Origin of the sequence: Streptomyces sp. NPDC006140, assembly GCF_040628815.1 — a bacterium.
Classification (GTDB): domain Bacteria; phylum Actinomycetota; class Actinomycetes; order Streptomycetales; family Streptomycetaceae; genus Streptomyces.
In genome coordinates, this window is record NZ_JBEXTS010000002.1 from 497679 (window position 1) to 512771 (window position 15093).

Sequence of the window (15093 nt, forward strand, 5' to 3'; positions counted from 1 at the left end):
AAGTCGACTTGAGGTCAAGGGAATGACAGACCTGGACATCGCGGAAGTGGCGCGGCGCGCGGGGGTGCCCGCCTCGACGCTGCGGTTCTACGAGGAGAAGGGGCTGATCGCCGCCACCGGCCGCAGGGGCCTGCGCCGCCAGTACGACCCCGGTGTGCTGGAGCGGCTGGCGCTGATCGCGCTGGGGCGGACGGCCGGGTTCTCCCTCGACGAGATCGCCCGGATGTTCGCGCCGGACGGACAGCCGCGGATCGACCGGCGGATGCTGTCGGCCAAGGCGGACGAACTGGAGCGCAGGATCCGCGAACTGGGCGTGCTGCGCGACTCCCTGCGGCACGCCGCCGCCTGCCCGGCACCGAGCCATCTGGAATGCCGCACCTTCCGCCGCCTCCTGGACGAGGCGACCGCACCGGGACGACGGGTCCCCGGCCGTTAGGGGGCGCTCGCCCCGGCCCCGCGCCCGCCCCGGCGACCTTTGGTGCAATCCTGGTCCGGGCTTTGCCCGATTCCCGATGCCCGCTGCCTAGCCTCGGCTGCGAACTTCGGGAGGCCGCAGTGCTGAATACCGTGAAAGGGCAGGCGGCGGGTCTGACGAGAGACCAGCGCAATGCCTTCGTGGCCGCCTATCTCGGCTGGGCGATGGACGCGTTCGACTATTTCCTGGTCGTGCTCGTCTACAGCGAGATAGCCGACGACTTCCATGTCTCCCTGACCGACATGGCCTTCCTCACCACGGCGACGCTGGTCATGCGGCCCATCGGCGCCCTGCTCTTCGGGATGTGGGCGGACCGCAAGGGCCGCCGCGTACCGCTCATGGTCGACGTCGTCTTCTACTCGATCGTCGGCTTCGCCTGCGCCTTCGCGCCGAACTACACCGTGCTGCTGGTGCTGCGCCTGCTCTACGGCATCGGCATGGGCGGCGAGTGGGGCCTGGGCGCGGCCCTGGCCATGGAGAAGATCCCCACCGAGAGGCGCGGCTTCTGGTCGGGCCTGCTGCAGAGCGGCTATTCGCTGGGCTATCTGCTGGCCGCCGTGGCGTTCTTCGTCATCGAGCCCGTCTTCGGCTGGCGCGGCCTGTTCGCCTTCAGCCTGCTGCCCGCCCTGGTCGCCCTGTGGGTGCGCAGCCGGGTGGAGGAGAGCGAGGTGTGGGAGAAGAGCGTCCGGCTCAACCGCACACCCGCGCACCAGGTGTTCAGGAACCCGGCCGTGCTGCGGCGCTTCGTCTACCTGGTCGCGCTGATGACCGCCTTCAACTGGATGTCGCACGGCACCCAGGACATCTACCCGACCTTCGTGAAGAAGGGCCTGGACCTGTCGGCGAACACCTCCATCGCGATCGCCGTGGTCTACAACATCGGCGCCATCATCGGCGGTGTGCTGCTGGGCGCTTACTCCGAGCGGCTGGGGCGCCGCCGGACCATCATGATCGCGGCGGCCGGGGGACTGGTCGTGGTGCCGTTCTTCGTCCTGTCCACCACGGTCGGCTGGCTGATGCTGTCGTCCTTCCTGATGCAGGTGTGCGTGCAGGGCGCCTGGGGCGTCATCCCGGCGCATCTGACCGAGATGAGCCCGGACGCCGTCCGGGGCTTCTACCCGGGCGTCACCTACCAGCTCGGCAACCTGATCGCCGCGCTCAACCTGCCGATCCAGGAGGCCCTCGCCGAGCGGCACGGCTACCCGTCGGCGATGGCGTGGACCATCGTGCCCACCCTGGCCGTGGTGATCCTGCTGAGCGCGCTGGGCAAGGAGGCCAAGGGGGTCCGGTTCGGCAGCGGCGAGGCCGGGACGCCCACCGGGACCGCCACGGTGCGGTCCTGATCACCGAACGTCCGGCCCCGGCTACCTCGCGCGTTTTGGATGAGTCCTTCTCCTGCCCTGCACCAGCGCTGTACGGGCGTTTACCGGCCTCCCACGACAGTGGCATCACCCCCTCCCACCAGGGGAAGCGGGGCGACCGAAAGGGGACGGCCACATGGGGACCGCCGCAACACCGCAGCGCAGGGCCATACTCACCGGTGGGCTGGCCGCCGGCGCGGCTCTGCTCACCGCCTGCTCGTCGACGTCGGACAGCACGCCCACGGGGAAGGCCGCGGCCGCGCCGAGCACCCCCGCACCCTCTCCCGCGGCGGCCGCCCGCCCGGACTCGCCCTGGGCGGCGTTCGCCCGGCTGATGGACGGCAACAAGCGCTGGGTGGACGGAAAACTCCAGCACCCCGACCGCGACCCGAAGCGGCGCGAGTTCGTCGCCGAGGCACAGGACCCGTACGGCGTGATCCTGTCCTGCATCGACTCCCGCGTCCCGCCGGAGCTCCTCTTCGACACGGGCCTCGGCGACCTGTTCGTGATGCGCACCGGCGGGCAGGTCGTGGGCCCGGTGGTCGTCGGCTCCGTGGAGTACGGGCCGATGACGTCCGGCACCCCGCTGATCGTGGTCCTCGGGCACCAGCGCTGCGGGGCCATCAAGGCGGCCTACGAGGCGATGCGCGACGGCAAGACGCTGCCCGGCAACCTCCAGTCGATCTCCGACGCCCTGCGGCCCGCCTATCGGGAGACCGTCAAGAAGAAGCACGCCGACCCGGTCGACGCGATGGTCCGGATCCACATCAAGCAGACCGCCGCCGACCTGCGGACCAACAAGGACCTCGGCCCGCTCGTGAAGAAGGGCGACCTGGCGGTCGTCAGCGCCTACTACTCGCTCGACACGGGCCGGGTGGAAGTCCTCACCGGCGCGCCCTCGGCCTGACCGACAGACCACGGGGGCCGGGCGGGAAAAACGTTCCACGCCCGGCCACGTTATACTTGCGGCGCCCATGAAGGCCACGGTCGTGCCTGGTCGCACGGCTGCAACAGCGAGGGGGTGGACGCCGTTCCGGCACGCCCCGCCCGCATCCAGGACGTCGCGGCCGCCGCGGGCGTCTCCGTCTCCACGGTGTCGAACGTGCTCAACCGGCCCGAGCGCGTCAACGCCCGGACCGCCGAACGCGTCCGCGTCGCGGTCGCCGCGCTCGACTACGTCCCCCACCCCGGAGCCGCCGGCCTGCGCACCGGGCGCGCCTCCGCGATCGGGCTGGTGCTGCCCGACGTCACCAACTCCTTCTACGCGCGCATCGCCCGGGGCGCGGCGGACGCCGCGTACGACCACGGCTACTCCCTCGTCCTCTGCCACAGCGGGGACGCCCCGGAGCGGGAACAGGGCTACTTCAGCATGCTCGTCGAGCAGCGGGCCGTCGGCGTGGTCGTCGTACCGCTCAGCGCCGACCCGGGCCGGCTCGCCCGGCTGCGCGAGCGGGGCATCCCGCTCGTCCTGGCCGACCGCGCGATGCCCGACCGTGACGGCTGCTCGGCCTCCGTCGACGACATCGCCGGCGGGCGCATCGCCGTACAGCACCTCCTCGACAGCGGGGCGCGGGACATCCTCGTCGTCAACGGCGAGCGCGGCATACGGCAGTGCGCCGACCGGTACCAGGGCGCCCGGCAGGCCGTGCGCAGCCGGCGCGAGGCCCGGCTGGACCAGGTCGTCGCCGAGGAGATGACCGTCGCGTACGGCGCGGAGATCGCCCGCGGGCTGGAGGACCTGCCCGACGGGGTGTTCTGCACCAACGACTTCCTCGCGGCCGGCCTGTGCCGGGGCCTCACCGAGCGCGGCGTGCGCATCCCCGAGGACGTGCAGGTGGTCGGCTACGGCGACCTCGACATCGCGAGCTTCGGCGCGACCACCTTGACGACGGTCCGGCAGCCGGTCGAGGACCTCGGACGGGCGGCGGTGGAGATGCTGCTCGACGAGATCGAGGCCCGCGCGGACCACCTCCACGAAACCCGCGTCTTCGCCCCCGGTCTCGTCCTGCGGGACTCCACCCGGCCTGCCGAGGACTGAGGACTCCCGACTGCGGGTGGCCGGCCTGCTCCCGGGTGCTGTACCGGCTACTCGGGGATCCGTAGCGTCACCGGCCCCCACAGCCCCGACGACAGCTGGGATTCGAAAGCCCACGCGGTCGGTGTGGCCTCCGCGAGGTACGGCGCCAGGGTGCCGCGGACCGTCACCTCCAGCCGGACGGTGCGGCCGCCGGCCCCGCGCAGCGGGAAGCGGTACGGCGCGCAGAACGCCTCCCCGGCCGGCTCCCCGTCGACCGACACCTCCACGCTGCCCCGCACCCGCCCCAGATCCAGCACGGGATCGGGCCCGGGCGGCACCCGGAGCACCCGCGTGTACGTCACGCCCCCGCTCCAGCTCCCCAGCCCCAGGTCCCGCCAGTCGCCCAGGGGCAGCGGTGCCGGCGCGGTCCGTACGCGCACCGGCCCCCGCCAGGCGGAGCCGCCCCGCAGGACCGCCGTGGGCTCGGTGACCACCTCGACGGAGGCCGGCGCCGGCAGCGGCCGGTCCAGTGTCAGCTGCCCGCCGGCCGACGGCCGTTCCGTGTCGTCCCCGACCCGTACGCGCGCGGGCAGCGCCAACGGCAGGTCGAGCGCCACCGTGCCCGCGGGGACGGTGAACCGGAAGCGCTGCGGTGACGCGTGGACGCCGTCGGTGGAGCGCGACGGCCACACCGTGCCGCCGAGCACTGGTCGGCCCGTGAGCCAGGCGGTGTCCGGCAGCGGATGCGGCCGCACCGCGGCGTGGCAGTGCCGCAGTTCGCCGCGCCTGCGGTCGTCCTCGACCGTCCGCCCCCGCCGGCCGCCCGACTCGACCTCCCAGCCGGCGCCGCTGACCAGGGTCGTCACCTCGGGGCCTGAACGCACCACCAGGTCGACGAAGACCGCGTCCCGGGCGCCGGCGCCGTCGGCGACGACCTCCAGCGTGTGCTCGCCCGCCCCGAGCACCGGTTCGTGGCGGAAGAACATCGGCACGGTGCCCCAGTCCGCCGCGTAGTACTCCACCTCCTCCTGCCGCGCCACGACCTCCCCGTCGAGCAGCACGGTGACCGCCGAGGCGGCACCCACGACGAGCACCGCCCGCGCCTCGCCGCCCGGCACCCGGAGCCGCGCCCGATAGGTGACCCGGCCGTCCGGCCGTACGTCCTCGGGCGGGCGCATGAACCGCGGCCGGGGCCCGAGCCCGCCCGGCTCGGACAGGCAGTAGAAGCTGCCCAGGGGCGTGCCGGCGGTCGCCGAGATCGTCGAGGGCCGGTCCTGGGCGCCGGACAGCTCGTACTCGAGGACGTTGCGCGCGCGGGACACCGTGACCCGGGCCGAGGCCACGTACCCGCCGCTCTCCGGGGCGAGCAACTCGCCGTTCCACCACACCCGCTTGACGGCCTCGGCGCCGACGTGCAGCTCGGCGGGCCCCCGGTGGCCGGTCTCCACGAGGGCGCGGACCCGGGCCGCCGTCCCGCCGACCGGCACGGGGACACGGACGAACTCCTCGTTCACCAGCCCCTTGGTGCCCAGCAGCCCGCCCTGGTCCGGGATGCCGCGGCTCGCCGAGTACACCGAGACCTCCCAGCCCGCGTCCGGCGGCACGAGCGGCAGCTCCCCGGCGAGGATCCGCTCCGCGCGCGGGCCGTCCAGCGGCTCGGGGGCCTGGTCGACGGGCACCGGGGGCAGGACCCGGACCCGGTTGCCGTACGTGGCCCGGATCCGCTCCCACGCCTCGCCCTCGCTCCACCGCATGGTCCAGATCTGCGGCTCGTCCACCGGCGCTCCCTCGGGCAGCGCCAGATCGCCCCAGGTGTTGTCCATGGTGGGGACCAGCCGGCCCTGCCACCCGGTCGAGACGTCGTCCACCCGCGGGGCCGCCTCACCCACGGGAGCGGACCGCGGCGCCGGCCTGCCCTCCCGCCAGACGACCAGGACCGCGGGGGCGCCGTCCAGCGGCACCTCGACGGTCGAGCCCGTACCGTCGCCGGCGACGGTGACGCGCGCGGGACCGCGGGATCCGGTCGCCGGGTTCCAGACCTCGGCCTCGGCGACCTCCGCCCGTACGGTGACGGACACGGTGCCGGTGGCGGCGGGGGCGGGGCCGGGCCGGAGCGGATGCGCGCCGATCTCCGGGAAGGCCGCCGTCACCAGCGCCACCGCCTCGTTCCCCCTCCGCCGGACGAGCAGCGGCACGTCACCCGTCGCGTGCCCGGCGGCGTCGGCCAGCGCCCGCGCACCGGCCTCCGGGTCGCGCACCCGCTCCAGCCGGGGATGGGCCAGCAGGGCCGCCACCACGGAGTCGTCACCGGCCCGGCCCGCGGCCGTCGCGGGCGGCCGGCCCACGACGACGACCCGCCCTCCCGCGTCGAGGAGTTCGGCCAGCCGGCGCGCCGTCTCCTCCTCCAGCACGCTCGCCGACGGCAGCAGCACGGCGGTGTAGGCCAGGTCCCGGATCCGCAGGGCGCCGTCCGTGGCCTCGGCGCGCTGGACGGAGTCGTCGTCGACGACGTCGAAGGAGATGCCGTGCCGGTCGAGCGAACCGGGGTGCGGGGCGAGCCAGTTGTTGGTGCCGCACAGGTCCAGGTAGTGGCGCTGCGTCTCGTCGGCGGCGGCGTGGGCCTCGCCCAGCCGGCCGTCGCCGAAGTGCTGGACGGGCGCGTCCAGCGGGATGAGCGTCTGCATGGTGGCGGTGGGGTACAGGACCGCCACGTCGGCCGCGTAGCCGCCCCAGGACATGATCGAGCAGATCCGCGCCACCGCCCGCGAGAACGCCGGGTACTGCTTCCAGTAGGGCTGGCGCCAGTCGGTGGACGGCGGCGCCCACTCGAACCAGCCGCCCGCGGTGCCGAAGTAACTGGCGTGCGGGTTGTACAGGTTGGCGCCGCTGCGCAGGAACGGCAGCAGCCAGTGGTAGGTGTCCTCCAGCGTGCCGCCCCAGCCGGAGGAGTGGAACGCCTCGATCCAGACGCGGTCGTGGCCGTAGAGGTGGGCCATGGAGGAGTGCACCTTGGCGTCGCCGTGGTGGTCGCTGCCGGCGGCGCCGTACCAGCGGTGGGTGCGGAAGTAGTCGGTGTAGAGCTGCGTCGACTGGGACGGGTAGCCCGCGCGGGCGGGGTGGCTCTGGTCGCTGCCCAGCAGCAGACCGCGCTCGCGGTGCCAGTCGGCGAGCGGCCGGAACAGGGCCTCCTCGGTCAACTCCGCGCGGACCGCGTAGTAGTCGGCGCGGATCTTCCCCTCCGCCGGGCCGGCGTCCGGGCCGAACAGGGCCGGCAGGTGGTCGAGCAGGTCGTAGCCGCGCCGGGCGCGGAACTCGGCGGCGAAGCGGTGGCTCCAGGCGTTGGTGCCGGGCAGTTCGTCCTGGAAGCTGCCCGCGACGACGGTGCCGAGGTACTGGGGCACGCGGCGGTCGTACTCGTGGTGGACGGCGTCCATCAACAGGCCGACGGCGTGCGGGTCCAGGTAGTCGAACGCCGTGGGGACGGCGGTGACGAGCCGCACCTCGGTGCCGTCGGCGGCCGCGACGGCACCGTCCGGGCCGAGGTCGAGGCGCCGGCCGAGCGGGGTGTACGCGGCCAGCGGGATCTCGGAGTCCCCCACCGCGACCAGGCCCCGGGAGACCTTCACCTCGCGGCAGCGCAGCGCCAGCCCGGCCGCCTCGGGATGACGCCGTGTCACCGTCCCCTGCACATTGGCCCCGGAGAACCCGATCTGGTCGTAGAACCACAGGCGGGTGCCGAGTTCTGCCGCGATCTCGCAGGCGTCGGTGAAGCGGTCCCACCACTCCTCGCCGAACCACGCGGGATCGTCGGCCATGGCGCCGAACGTGGGTCCGGCCGGAGCCAGATTGATCACGACGAGGTTGTGGACACCGCCCTCCGCGAACGCCCGCAACTGCCAGGCGAGTCGCTCACGGGTGACCTTCGCACCCGACCACCACCACAGGGGAGTGGGGCCGAAAGCGCGGGGCGGGTCCTCGAACAGCTGCCGGAGCGTGGGGGAGAGCACGGGCGCGGTCCTTCCCCTAAAACGTTTTTAGGCCACCTTCACCGTAGGCGAGCTGGAACGGTCACGCCATATCCGTGAACGGCACGGCCGAGGACGACGTCGTTTCACGCATGCGTGCGCGACACCTTGTTGCAACGTTTTTCTCGCCCTATATTCGCTGCGACCAGGCCCCCCGGAACCGCGATGTCACCAGACGACGGAGTCGCATCATGGCCGGTACCCGCCCCATCCCCACACCGCTCTGGAAAGCCGCCGCCCTGTCGGGCATGGCCTCCTATCTCGACGCCGGGCTGATCGTCGGCATCTCCGTCAACCTGGCCATCTACCGCGACAGTTACGACATGGGCGTATGGATGGCCGGGGCGATCAGCGCGATCGTCACCGGCTGCATCGCCGTCGGATCCCTCGTCGGCGGCCGGCTCGCCGACCTCTTCGGCCGCCGCCGCGTCTACAACTGGGACATCTTCTGCTTCGCGCTCGGCGCGATCGTCATCACGCTGGCGCCGGACGACATCACGCTGCTGATCGGCGTCCTCGTCGCGGGCCTCGCCGCCGGCGCCGACCTGCCGACGTCCCTGGCCGTGGTCTCGGACGCCGCGCCCTCCTGGGCCCGGGGCAGGCTCGTGGCCTTCACGCAGGTCATGTGGATGCTGGGCATCGCCGTCTCCATCTTCCTCGGCTTCGTGCTGTCCACCACCGGCATGACCGGGGCCCGGCTCATCACCGGGCAACTGGCCGTCGCCGCGCTCGTCACCTGGGCCCTCAGGTCCCGGCTGAAGCTGTCCGACGAGCCGGACACGGAAGACCAGGAGGCGGACCCCGCCCCCCGCGGCGTCTCGCTGAAGAACGTCTGGAACCGCGCCGCCCTGCTGCCGATGACCGCGACGTTCGTCTTCTACGTCACCTGGGGCCTCGGCGCCAACACCTTCGGCCAGTTCGGCACCTATCTGCTCGTCACCGTCAGCGACGCCTCCCAGAGCCTGGCCACCGGCATCAACCTGGCCTTCATCCCCATCGGCGTGCTGCTCACCTTCGCCTTCGTGCGCGTCGCCGACACCCCTTGGCGCGACCGGCTGTTCCACACGGCCGCGGTGGTGCAGATCCTCGCCTTCGTCATCGCGTCCCTGACCGCGGGCGCCCTCGTCGGGATGCTCGTCTTCTTCGTGCTCTACCAGCTTTCCAACCCCTTCGCGGGCGAGGCGAACTACAAGGTGTGGTCGCAGCTGACGCTGCCCGCCGACACCCGCGGCACCACCCAGGGCCTCACCTACGCCCTGTCCCGGGGCGTCTTCGCGGTCGCCGCCTTCTTCACCCCCGCGCTCGCCGACCACAGCCCGTCCGTCCTGCTCTGGACGATCACCGCCTGCATGACCGCGGCGGCCCTCGCGGGCGTGTTCATCATCCGCGTCCTGGTCCCGCGCTCCGCCGGCGCCGCGGCGGACAGAGCGGACCTGCGCGTGCCCAGCACCTGAGCCGCCGGACCACCCCGACAAGGAGCACCGACCATGGCAACGACAGCGGACCGCACGGCCATACGGGCCGCCGCCCTGCGCGACCTGCTCCCGCCGGTCACCCGGCGCCGCACCCGGATCGGACTGGTCGCCGGCGGACTCGGCACGTATTGGCCGCAGTTCCCCGGCCTCCTCCCACAGCTCAAGGAGTCGGCCGCCTATGTCGCCGAGCGCTTCCGGGGGATGGACGCCGAGGTCACCGACGCAGGGTTCGTCTCCGACGCCCAGGAAGGGGCCCGCGCCGCCGAGGAGTTGCGCCGCGCCGACTGCGACCTGATCGTGCTGTTCCTGACGACGTACCTCACCTCGTCGATGGTCCTGCCGATCGCCCAGCGCTCGCACACGCCGGTCCTGGTCATCGACCTCCAGCCGACCGAGCGGATGGACCACGCCTCGTTCGACACCGGGGCGTGGCTGGCCTACTGCGGGCAGTGCCCCGTCCCCGAGGTCGGCAACGTCTTCCGGCGCGCCGGCATCCCCTTCCGGTCGGTGTCGGGCTGGCTGCGGCAGGAGTCCGCCTGGCGGCGCATCGAGCAGTGGATCCGGGCCGCGCACATCCGCGCCGCCCTCCGGCACGCCCGGCACGGACTCATGGGACACGTCTACCCCGGCATGCTCGACGTGCAGACCGATCCCACACTGCTGGCCACGACGTTCGGCTCGCACGTCGAGGTGCTGGAGTTCGACGACCTGCGGCACCGCGTGGAGCGCGTGACCGAGGCGGAGACCCGCGCGCGGATGGCGCTCGCCCGGCAGGTCTTCACCCTCGACGACAGCGTGGTGGAGGAGGACTTCGCCTGGGGCGCGACCGTGTCGGTCGCCCTGGACCGGCTGGTGGAGGACTTCGCACTGGACAGCCTCGCCTACTACCACCGCGGCCTCGACGGCGAACTCCACGAGCGCCTCGGCGCCGGCATGATCCTCGGCGCGTCCCTGCTGACCGCCCGGGGCGTGCCCGCGGCCGGCGAATACGAACTGCGCACCTCCGTCGCGCAGTTGGCCACCCAGAGCGTCGGCGCGGGAGGCTCCTTCACCGAGATCCAGGCCCTGAACTTCGAGGACGGCGTCGTGGAGATGGGCCACGACGGACCCGCCCACCTCGCGGTCAGCGCCCGCGACCCGTTGCTGCGCGGCCTCGGCGTCTACCACGGCAAACGCGGCTGGGGCGTGAGCGTCGAGTTCGACGTCCAGCACGGGCCCGTCACCCTGCTCGGCCTCGGCCAGGACGCCGACGGCAGCCTGTCGTTCGTCACCTCCGAGGGCACCGTCGTCCCCGGACCGCTGCTGGAGATCGGCAACACCACCAGCCGGGTCGACTTCGGCCGTGATCCCGGTGAATGGGTCGACGCGTGGAGCGCCACGGGCGTCGGCCACCACTGGTCCCTCGCGGTCGGCCACCACGCGGCCGACTTCCGGGCGGCGGCGAGCCTGCTGGGCATCGACCACCGGCAGGTGTGACGAGACCGCCGCCTGGCGAGGACGGGTCTCGTCCGCACCCGGAAATGGGTGCGAGCACCGATGGTGAGGCCGCCGGGCCGCGTGTGAGAGTGGCCACGGCCGGAGCTTCGCATGTCGTGATGACCGCGACTCCGGGCAGACGCCGACAAGAAGCACGATGTCCGGTACATCACCAGAAGGAGGAGCCCATCCACCCTCGCACGCAGAAACGATCCACCTTTCATGCGGAGGGGAAGGCGGTGACCCGTGGGACACGCTGACAGCCTCCTCGCCATGGGCGGCGCCTTCCTGGCCGCCGCGTTCCTCGCCCGCCTCGGCGGCAGGATCGGACTCCCGACGATCCCGCTGTTCATGCTCGCGGGCATCCTGCTCGGCCCGCACACCCCGGGCCTGGTCATCGTCCAGGACGCCCACGACTTCGAGATGCTCTCCGCGCTCGGGCTGGTGCTGCTGCTGTTCTACCTGGGCCTGGAGTTCCACCTCGACGACCTCAAGAGCGGCGGCCGGCGCCTGCTGACCGCGGGCGGGATCTATCTGCTGCTCAACGTCGGCGCCGGGCTGGGATTCGGCTTCGCCCTGGGCTGGGGCGTCCGGGAGGCGCTGGTGCTCGCCGGTGTCCTGGGCATCTCCTCGTCCGCCATCGTCACCAAGATCCTCATCGACCTCGGCCGCATCGGCCGCCCCGAGACACGCCTCATCCTGGGCGTCATCGTCGTCGAGGACATCTTCCTCGCGCTGTACCTCGCCGCGCTCCAGCCGGTCATCAGCGGCGCCCAGGGCGTCGGGGACATGGCCCTGCAGGCCGCCAAGGCCTTCGGCTTCCTCCTGCTGCTGGCCGCCGCCGCCCGCTACGGCACCAAGGTGGTCGGGCGTCTCATCGCGACCCGCGACAACGAACTGCTCGTCATCAGCTTCCTCGGCGCGGCCGTCCTCGTCGCCGGCGTCGCCGAGGTCCTCGGAGTCGCCGACGCCATCGGCGCGTTCATGGTCGGCCTGATCCTCGCCGGCACTCCCTCCGGGCCCCGCATCCGGGACCTGGTGCATCCGCTGCGCGACGCCTTCGCGGCGATCTTCTTCTTCGCCTTCGGACTCTCCATCGACCCCGGCGACATCGTCTCCGTCGTCGGACCGGTCGCGGCGGCGGCCGCGTTGACCCTCGTGATGAACGTCATCGCGGGTCTCCTCGTCGCCCGCGTGTACCGCTACGGCACCGAGCCCGCCGCCGAGATCGCCACCACGCTCGTCGCCCGCGGGGAGTTCGCGTTGATCCTGGCCGCCATGGCCGCCACCGCCGGGCTCGACGACCGCCTCGCCCCGTTCATCGCCGGGTACGTCCTCGTCCTCGCGGTGCTCGGCCCCATCGCCGCCGGCCGCGCCCACCTGCTCGCCCGCGCGCTCCGGGCCGGGAAGACCCTCCTGCCGGGCCGCACGGCCCCGCCGCACGCCGTCGAGCCCCCGCCGGACACCACGACACCCGCCCCGCGTCCCGCCGAACCGGCCGAGCGTTAGGGGGTGTCCGGCGAGGCGAGGCCCTCACGTCCCGGCGCGGCGGAACTCACGGTTTGTGGGTCACCCAGAGCAGTTCCGCCGGCCAGCGGTGTGCCCAGTCGGGTGGGTCGGTTTCGTTGTAGCCGTTGGTTGTTCCGGGTGCGGGCCGCGGCTCGATGAGGTCGTCGATGACGAGACCCGCGCCGCGCAGGACCCTGACCCAGTCGCCGTAGGTGAGCTGATAGCTGGTCGCGCCGTCGTCTTCGGCGATGGTGTTCAGCCCGAAGTAGTCCTGCTGCAGCGTCGTGGTCACGCGGCCGGCGGCTTCGTCGTAGCACGCCTCGAACCATGGGCTGGCGACGTTGAACACCAGGCGCCCGCCTCGGCGCAGGACGCGCGCGGCCTGCGGGACGGCCAGGTGCGGGGGCGCCCAGCTGAGCCCACCGAAGTCGCAGAACACCAGGTCGAAGGTGTCGGCGGCGAAGGGGAGTTGTTCGGCGGCGCCCTGCACCAGCGGGTAGCGGGCCGCTCCCATCGCGCGGGCCGCCGCGGCGAGTTGGGCTTCGGACAGATCGAGCCCGACCACACTGGCGCCCTCGGCGGCGAGCGCCCTGGACCACTGGCCGGCGCCGCAGCCGAGTTCGAGGACGCGCTTGCCGGTGACGTCGCCCAAGGCGCGCAGATGCGCGTCGGGGATGGAGTACATGCCCCACAGCCGGGGTGCGGCGCCGATTCGCGAGTCGTGCCTCTGCTGGTAGGCGCCGCTGATCTGGTTCCAGAGCCGCCGGTTGGCGGGGATGCTGTCCACGTGCCGACTCCAGCAGTGCCTGCCGGGGGCGGTCAACACGATTTGGGCCGGGTGAGGTCCGGGCGTGGGTGGAATCCGGGTGCGGGCGGGATCCGGGCGTGGGCGTGGGCGGGGTCCGGTCCGGCGCGCTGTGTGGCGCAACCCGCCCTCGGGCCGAACACCCGTCTCACGGTCCGGCGTTCGTGGGGTGCCGTCGCCGGGAAGGATGAGGGTTGGGCCCGATGGCGGAAGCCGCTGGAGGAGGGAGAAGCTGAAGCCCTGGTGAGAGCGGCCGTGTCGCGTCTCGGCGGGCTGTCCGTCTCCGCACCCTCACGTGGCCCTCCACCCCACGACTTGCCCTGTCCTCGGCCGTGCCCTGCCTCCGAGCGCCGCAGGGTTCGGGAAGGAGAAGCCGTGCCCCGGTCCGAAGACGAACGCCTGGTCGATCTCGCCGCGCGACTCGAGCGGGAGGACCCCAGATTCGCCCGAGCCCTGCGGACCGGCCGCCCCGCCCGGCCCCGCGAATACCGGCGTACCGGCGCCTGGTGGGGGCTGGCCCTCGGCGTGACCGTCCTGGGCTGCGGCATCGCCCTGTCCCAGGGGCTGCTCATCGCGGGCGGGCTGGTCCTCGTCGGCATGGCGGCGCAGCTGGTCGACCCGGACCCGACCCGTACGGGGCACCGGGGGCCCGGGCCGCGGTGACGCGCCCGCGGGCGCCTGGGCGCTACACGCCGGCCCACTTCCGCAGCAGCGCCTCACGCTCCTCCCGCGGCGGAGTGCCCTCGGCCGCGTGGTCACGGCCCCACCTGAGGAGGTCGCCGACCTCGGCACGCCCCTCGGCGAGCCGCTCCAGGAGCGCGACGGACAGCTCGTACTCGGACGGCTGATAGATCCCACCGGCGACCGCCACATGCGCGGTGACCTCGACGGTCTCCTCGGCCGCCACCAGCTCCACGAGGAAGGCGGGCGGCAGCTCGCCGCCGCCCCCTGTCACCGCGGCGAGCACGGCGTCGAACGCCATCGACGCCATCCTGCGCGCACCCGACCGGACGGGTACGCCGTCGGTCCCGATCCGGACCACCTCGTCCCACGCCCAGAATGTGCCCTGGCCTGCCCCGAGCGTCTCCACGCCGGCCTCGGTCAGCCGCACCCCGGAGGCCCCTCCCACCGGCTCGGCCCCCACGTACACCGAGTCCTCGCCGATCCAGAACAGGCCGACCATGGCCATGAGCGCCTCCCGCGATTGCTCCCGGGCCGGAACGGTCCCGACCCGCGTGTCGCCGTAGGAGACGGCGCCGGGGAGCCGCGGGTTGCGGACCGCGCGGCCGGAGGGGACGCAGCGGAGTGCCGCCGTCAGGGTGGGGTCGTAACCCGAGTGAACGCCCTGGATGGTGGGACGGCCCGGCATGACTGACGGTGTTCACGTCGAGGCCGGGTCTCGTGAGCTGGCGAGGCGTCAGCTGCCCGGCTCGCGACGGAAGGATTCACCGATGCGCTCTGCCCGCATGCTGCTCGCGACGGCCACGGCAACCGCCGCCCTCGCGATCGCCGCGCCCGCCGCCTACGCCGAGGTGACGGGTGACCGGGACCACGACACCACTTCCTACAGCAAGGAGCACGACAAGGACCGCAAACACCACAAGCCGCGCGGCGGAGTCCACACGGGTGGCGGAGCCCTGACCGCCGTGACCGCGGACCACGACCAGGACGGCTCCAGGCACGACAAGGACGCGTTCGGCGACAAGCACGGCAAGGGTGACGAGCACGGCAGGCACGACGACCACGGCAAGGACTTCGGCCACGGCAAGCACCACAAGCCGCGCGGCGGTGTCCACACGGGTGGCGGAGCCCTGGCCGCCGTGAACGCCGACGACGGCTCGGACGGCTTCAAGCACGACAAGGACGCGTTCGGCGACAAGCACGGCAAGGGTGACGAGCACGGCAGGCACGACGACCACGGCAAGGACTTCGGCCACGGCAAGCACCACA

At 72.9% G+C, this 15093-nt stretch carries 12 protein-coding genes; 9 read left to right on the forward strand and 3 right to left on the reverse strand.

Going from position 1 to position 15093, the window contains the following annotated elements; genetic code table 11:
* Positions 1 to 22: 22 nt before the first annotated feature.
* The 4 genes from ABZ386_RS07510 to ABZ386_RS07525 all read left to right on the forward strand — a co-directional run bounded on the left by ABZ386_RS07510 (position 23) and on the right by ABZ386_RS07525 (position 3874).
* Positions 23 to 436 carry a helix-turn-helix domain-containing protein gene (locus ABZ386_RS07510; protein WP_355728158.1) on the forward strand — a complete coding sequence of 138 codons (414 nt, stop codon included), beginning with the start codon at positions 23 to 25 and terminating at the stop codon, positions 434 to 436.
* A 119-nt stretch (positions 437 to 555) separates the two neighbouring features.
* The gene (locus ABZ386_RS07515; protein ID WP_351336580.1) at positions 556 to 1818 is read left to right on the forward strand and encodes an MFS transporter; all 1263 of its coding nucleotides are present in this window, start codon (positions 556 to 558) and stop codon (positions 1816 to 1818) included.
* A gap of 154 nt (positions 1819 to 1972) precedes the next feature.
* The gene (locus ABZ386_RS07520) at positions 1973 to 2743 is read left to right on the forward strand and encodes a carbonic anhydrase (protein ID WP_351336578.1); all 771 of its coding nucleotides are present in this window, start codon (positions 1973 to 1975) and stop codon (positions 2741 to 2743) included.
* 114 nt (positions 2744 to 2857) lie between these two features.
* Positions 2858 to 3874 (forward strand): LacI family DNA-binding transcriptional regulator, encoded by a 1017-nt coding sequence (locus ABZ386_RS07525; RefSeq protein ID WP_351336575.1) that lies wholly within the window; start codon positions 2858 to 2860, stop codon positions 3872 to 3874.
* A 47-nt stretch (positions 3875 to 3921) separates the two neighbouring features.
* Here the strand turns inward: ABZ386_RS07525 and ABZ386_RS07530 are convergent, their stop codons facing one another.
* Positions 3922 to 7860, reverse strand: coding sequence for a glycosyl hydrolase (locus ABZ386_RS07530; protein ID WP_358964113.1), 3939 nt, complete (start codon positions 7858 to 7860; stop codon positions 3922 to 3924).
* Positions 7861 to 8069: 209 nt separating this feature from the next.
* Here ABZ386_RS07530 and ABZ386_RS07535 point away from each other — a divergent pair, with 209 nt between their 5' ends.
* From ABZ386_RS07535 to ABZ386_RS07545, 3 genes are all read left to right on the forward strand, one after another.
* Positions 8070 to 9332: an MFS transporter gene (locus ABZ386_RS07535; RefSeq protein ID WP_351336570.1), complete on the forward strand. Its 1263-nt coding sequence runs from the start codon at positions 8070 to 8072 to the stop codon at positions 9330 to 9332.
* A gap of 33 nt (positions 9333 to 9365) precedes the next feature.
* Positions 9366 to 10829, forward strand: a complete 1464-nt coding sequence (locus ABZ386_RS07540) for an L-fucose/L-arabinose isomerase family protein (protein WP_356614895.1) — start codon at positions 9366 to 9368, stop codon at positions 10827 to 10829.
* Between the two features lie 246 nt (positions 10830 to 11075).
* Positions 11076 to 12338 (forward strand): cation:proton antiporter, encoded by a 1263-nt coding sequence (locus tag ABZ386_RS07545; protein ID WP_351336565.1) that lies wholly within the window; start codon positions 11076 to 11078, stop codon positions 12336 to 12338.
* A 46-nt stretch (positions 12339 to 12384) separates the two neighbouring features.
* Here ABZ386_RS07545 and ABZ386_RS07550 read toward each other — a convergent pair whose 3' ends face one another.
* Positions 12385 to 13125, reverse strand: a complete 741-nt coding sequence (locus ABZ386_RS07550) for a class I SAM-dependent methyltransferase (RefSeq protein ID WP_358964115.1) — start codon at positions 13123 to 13125, stop codon at positions 12385 to 12387.
* 393 nt (positions 13126 to 13518) lie between these two features.
* Between ABZ386_RS07550 and ABZ386_RS07555 the strand changes: the two genes are divergently transcribed.
* Positions 13519 to 13806: a DUF3040 domain-containing protein gene (locus ABZ386_RS07555; RefSeq protein ID WP_114250444.1), complete on the forward strand. Its 288-nt coding sequence runs from the start codon at positions 13519 to 13521 to the stop codon at positions 13804 to 13806.
* Positions 13807 to 13828: 22 nt separating this feature from the next.
* Here the strand turns inward: ABZ386_RS07555 and ABZ386_RS07560 are convergent, their stop codons facing one another.
* Positions 13829 to 14512 carry a hypothetical protein gene (locus ABZ386_RS07560; RefSeq protein WP_358964118.1) on the reverse strand — a complete coding sequence of 228 codons (684 nt, stop codon included), beginning with the start codon at positions 14510 to 14512 and terminating at the stop codon, positions 13829 to 13831.
* Positions 14513 to 14594: 82 nt separating this feature from the next.
* Between ABZ386_RS07560 and ABZ386_RS07565 the strand changes: the two genes are divergently transcribed.
* The coding region (locus ABZ386_RS07565) for a hypothetical protein (protein WP_358964120.1) at positions 14595 to 15093 on the forward strand (499 nt) is incomplete at its 3' end.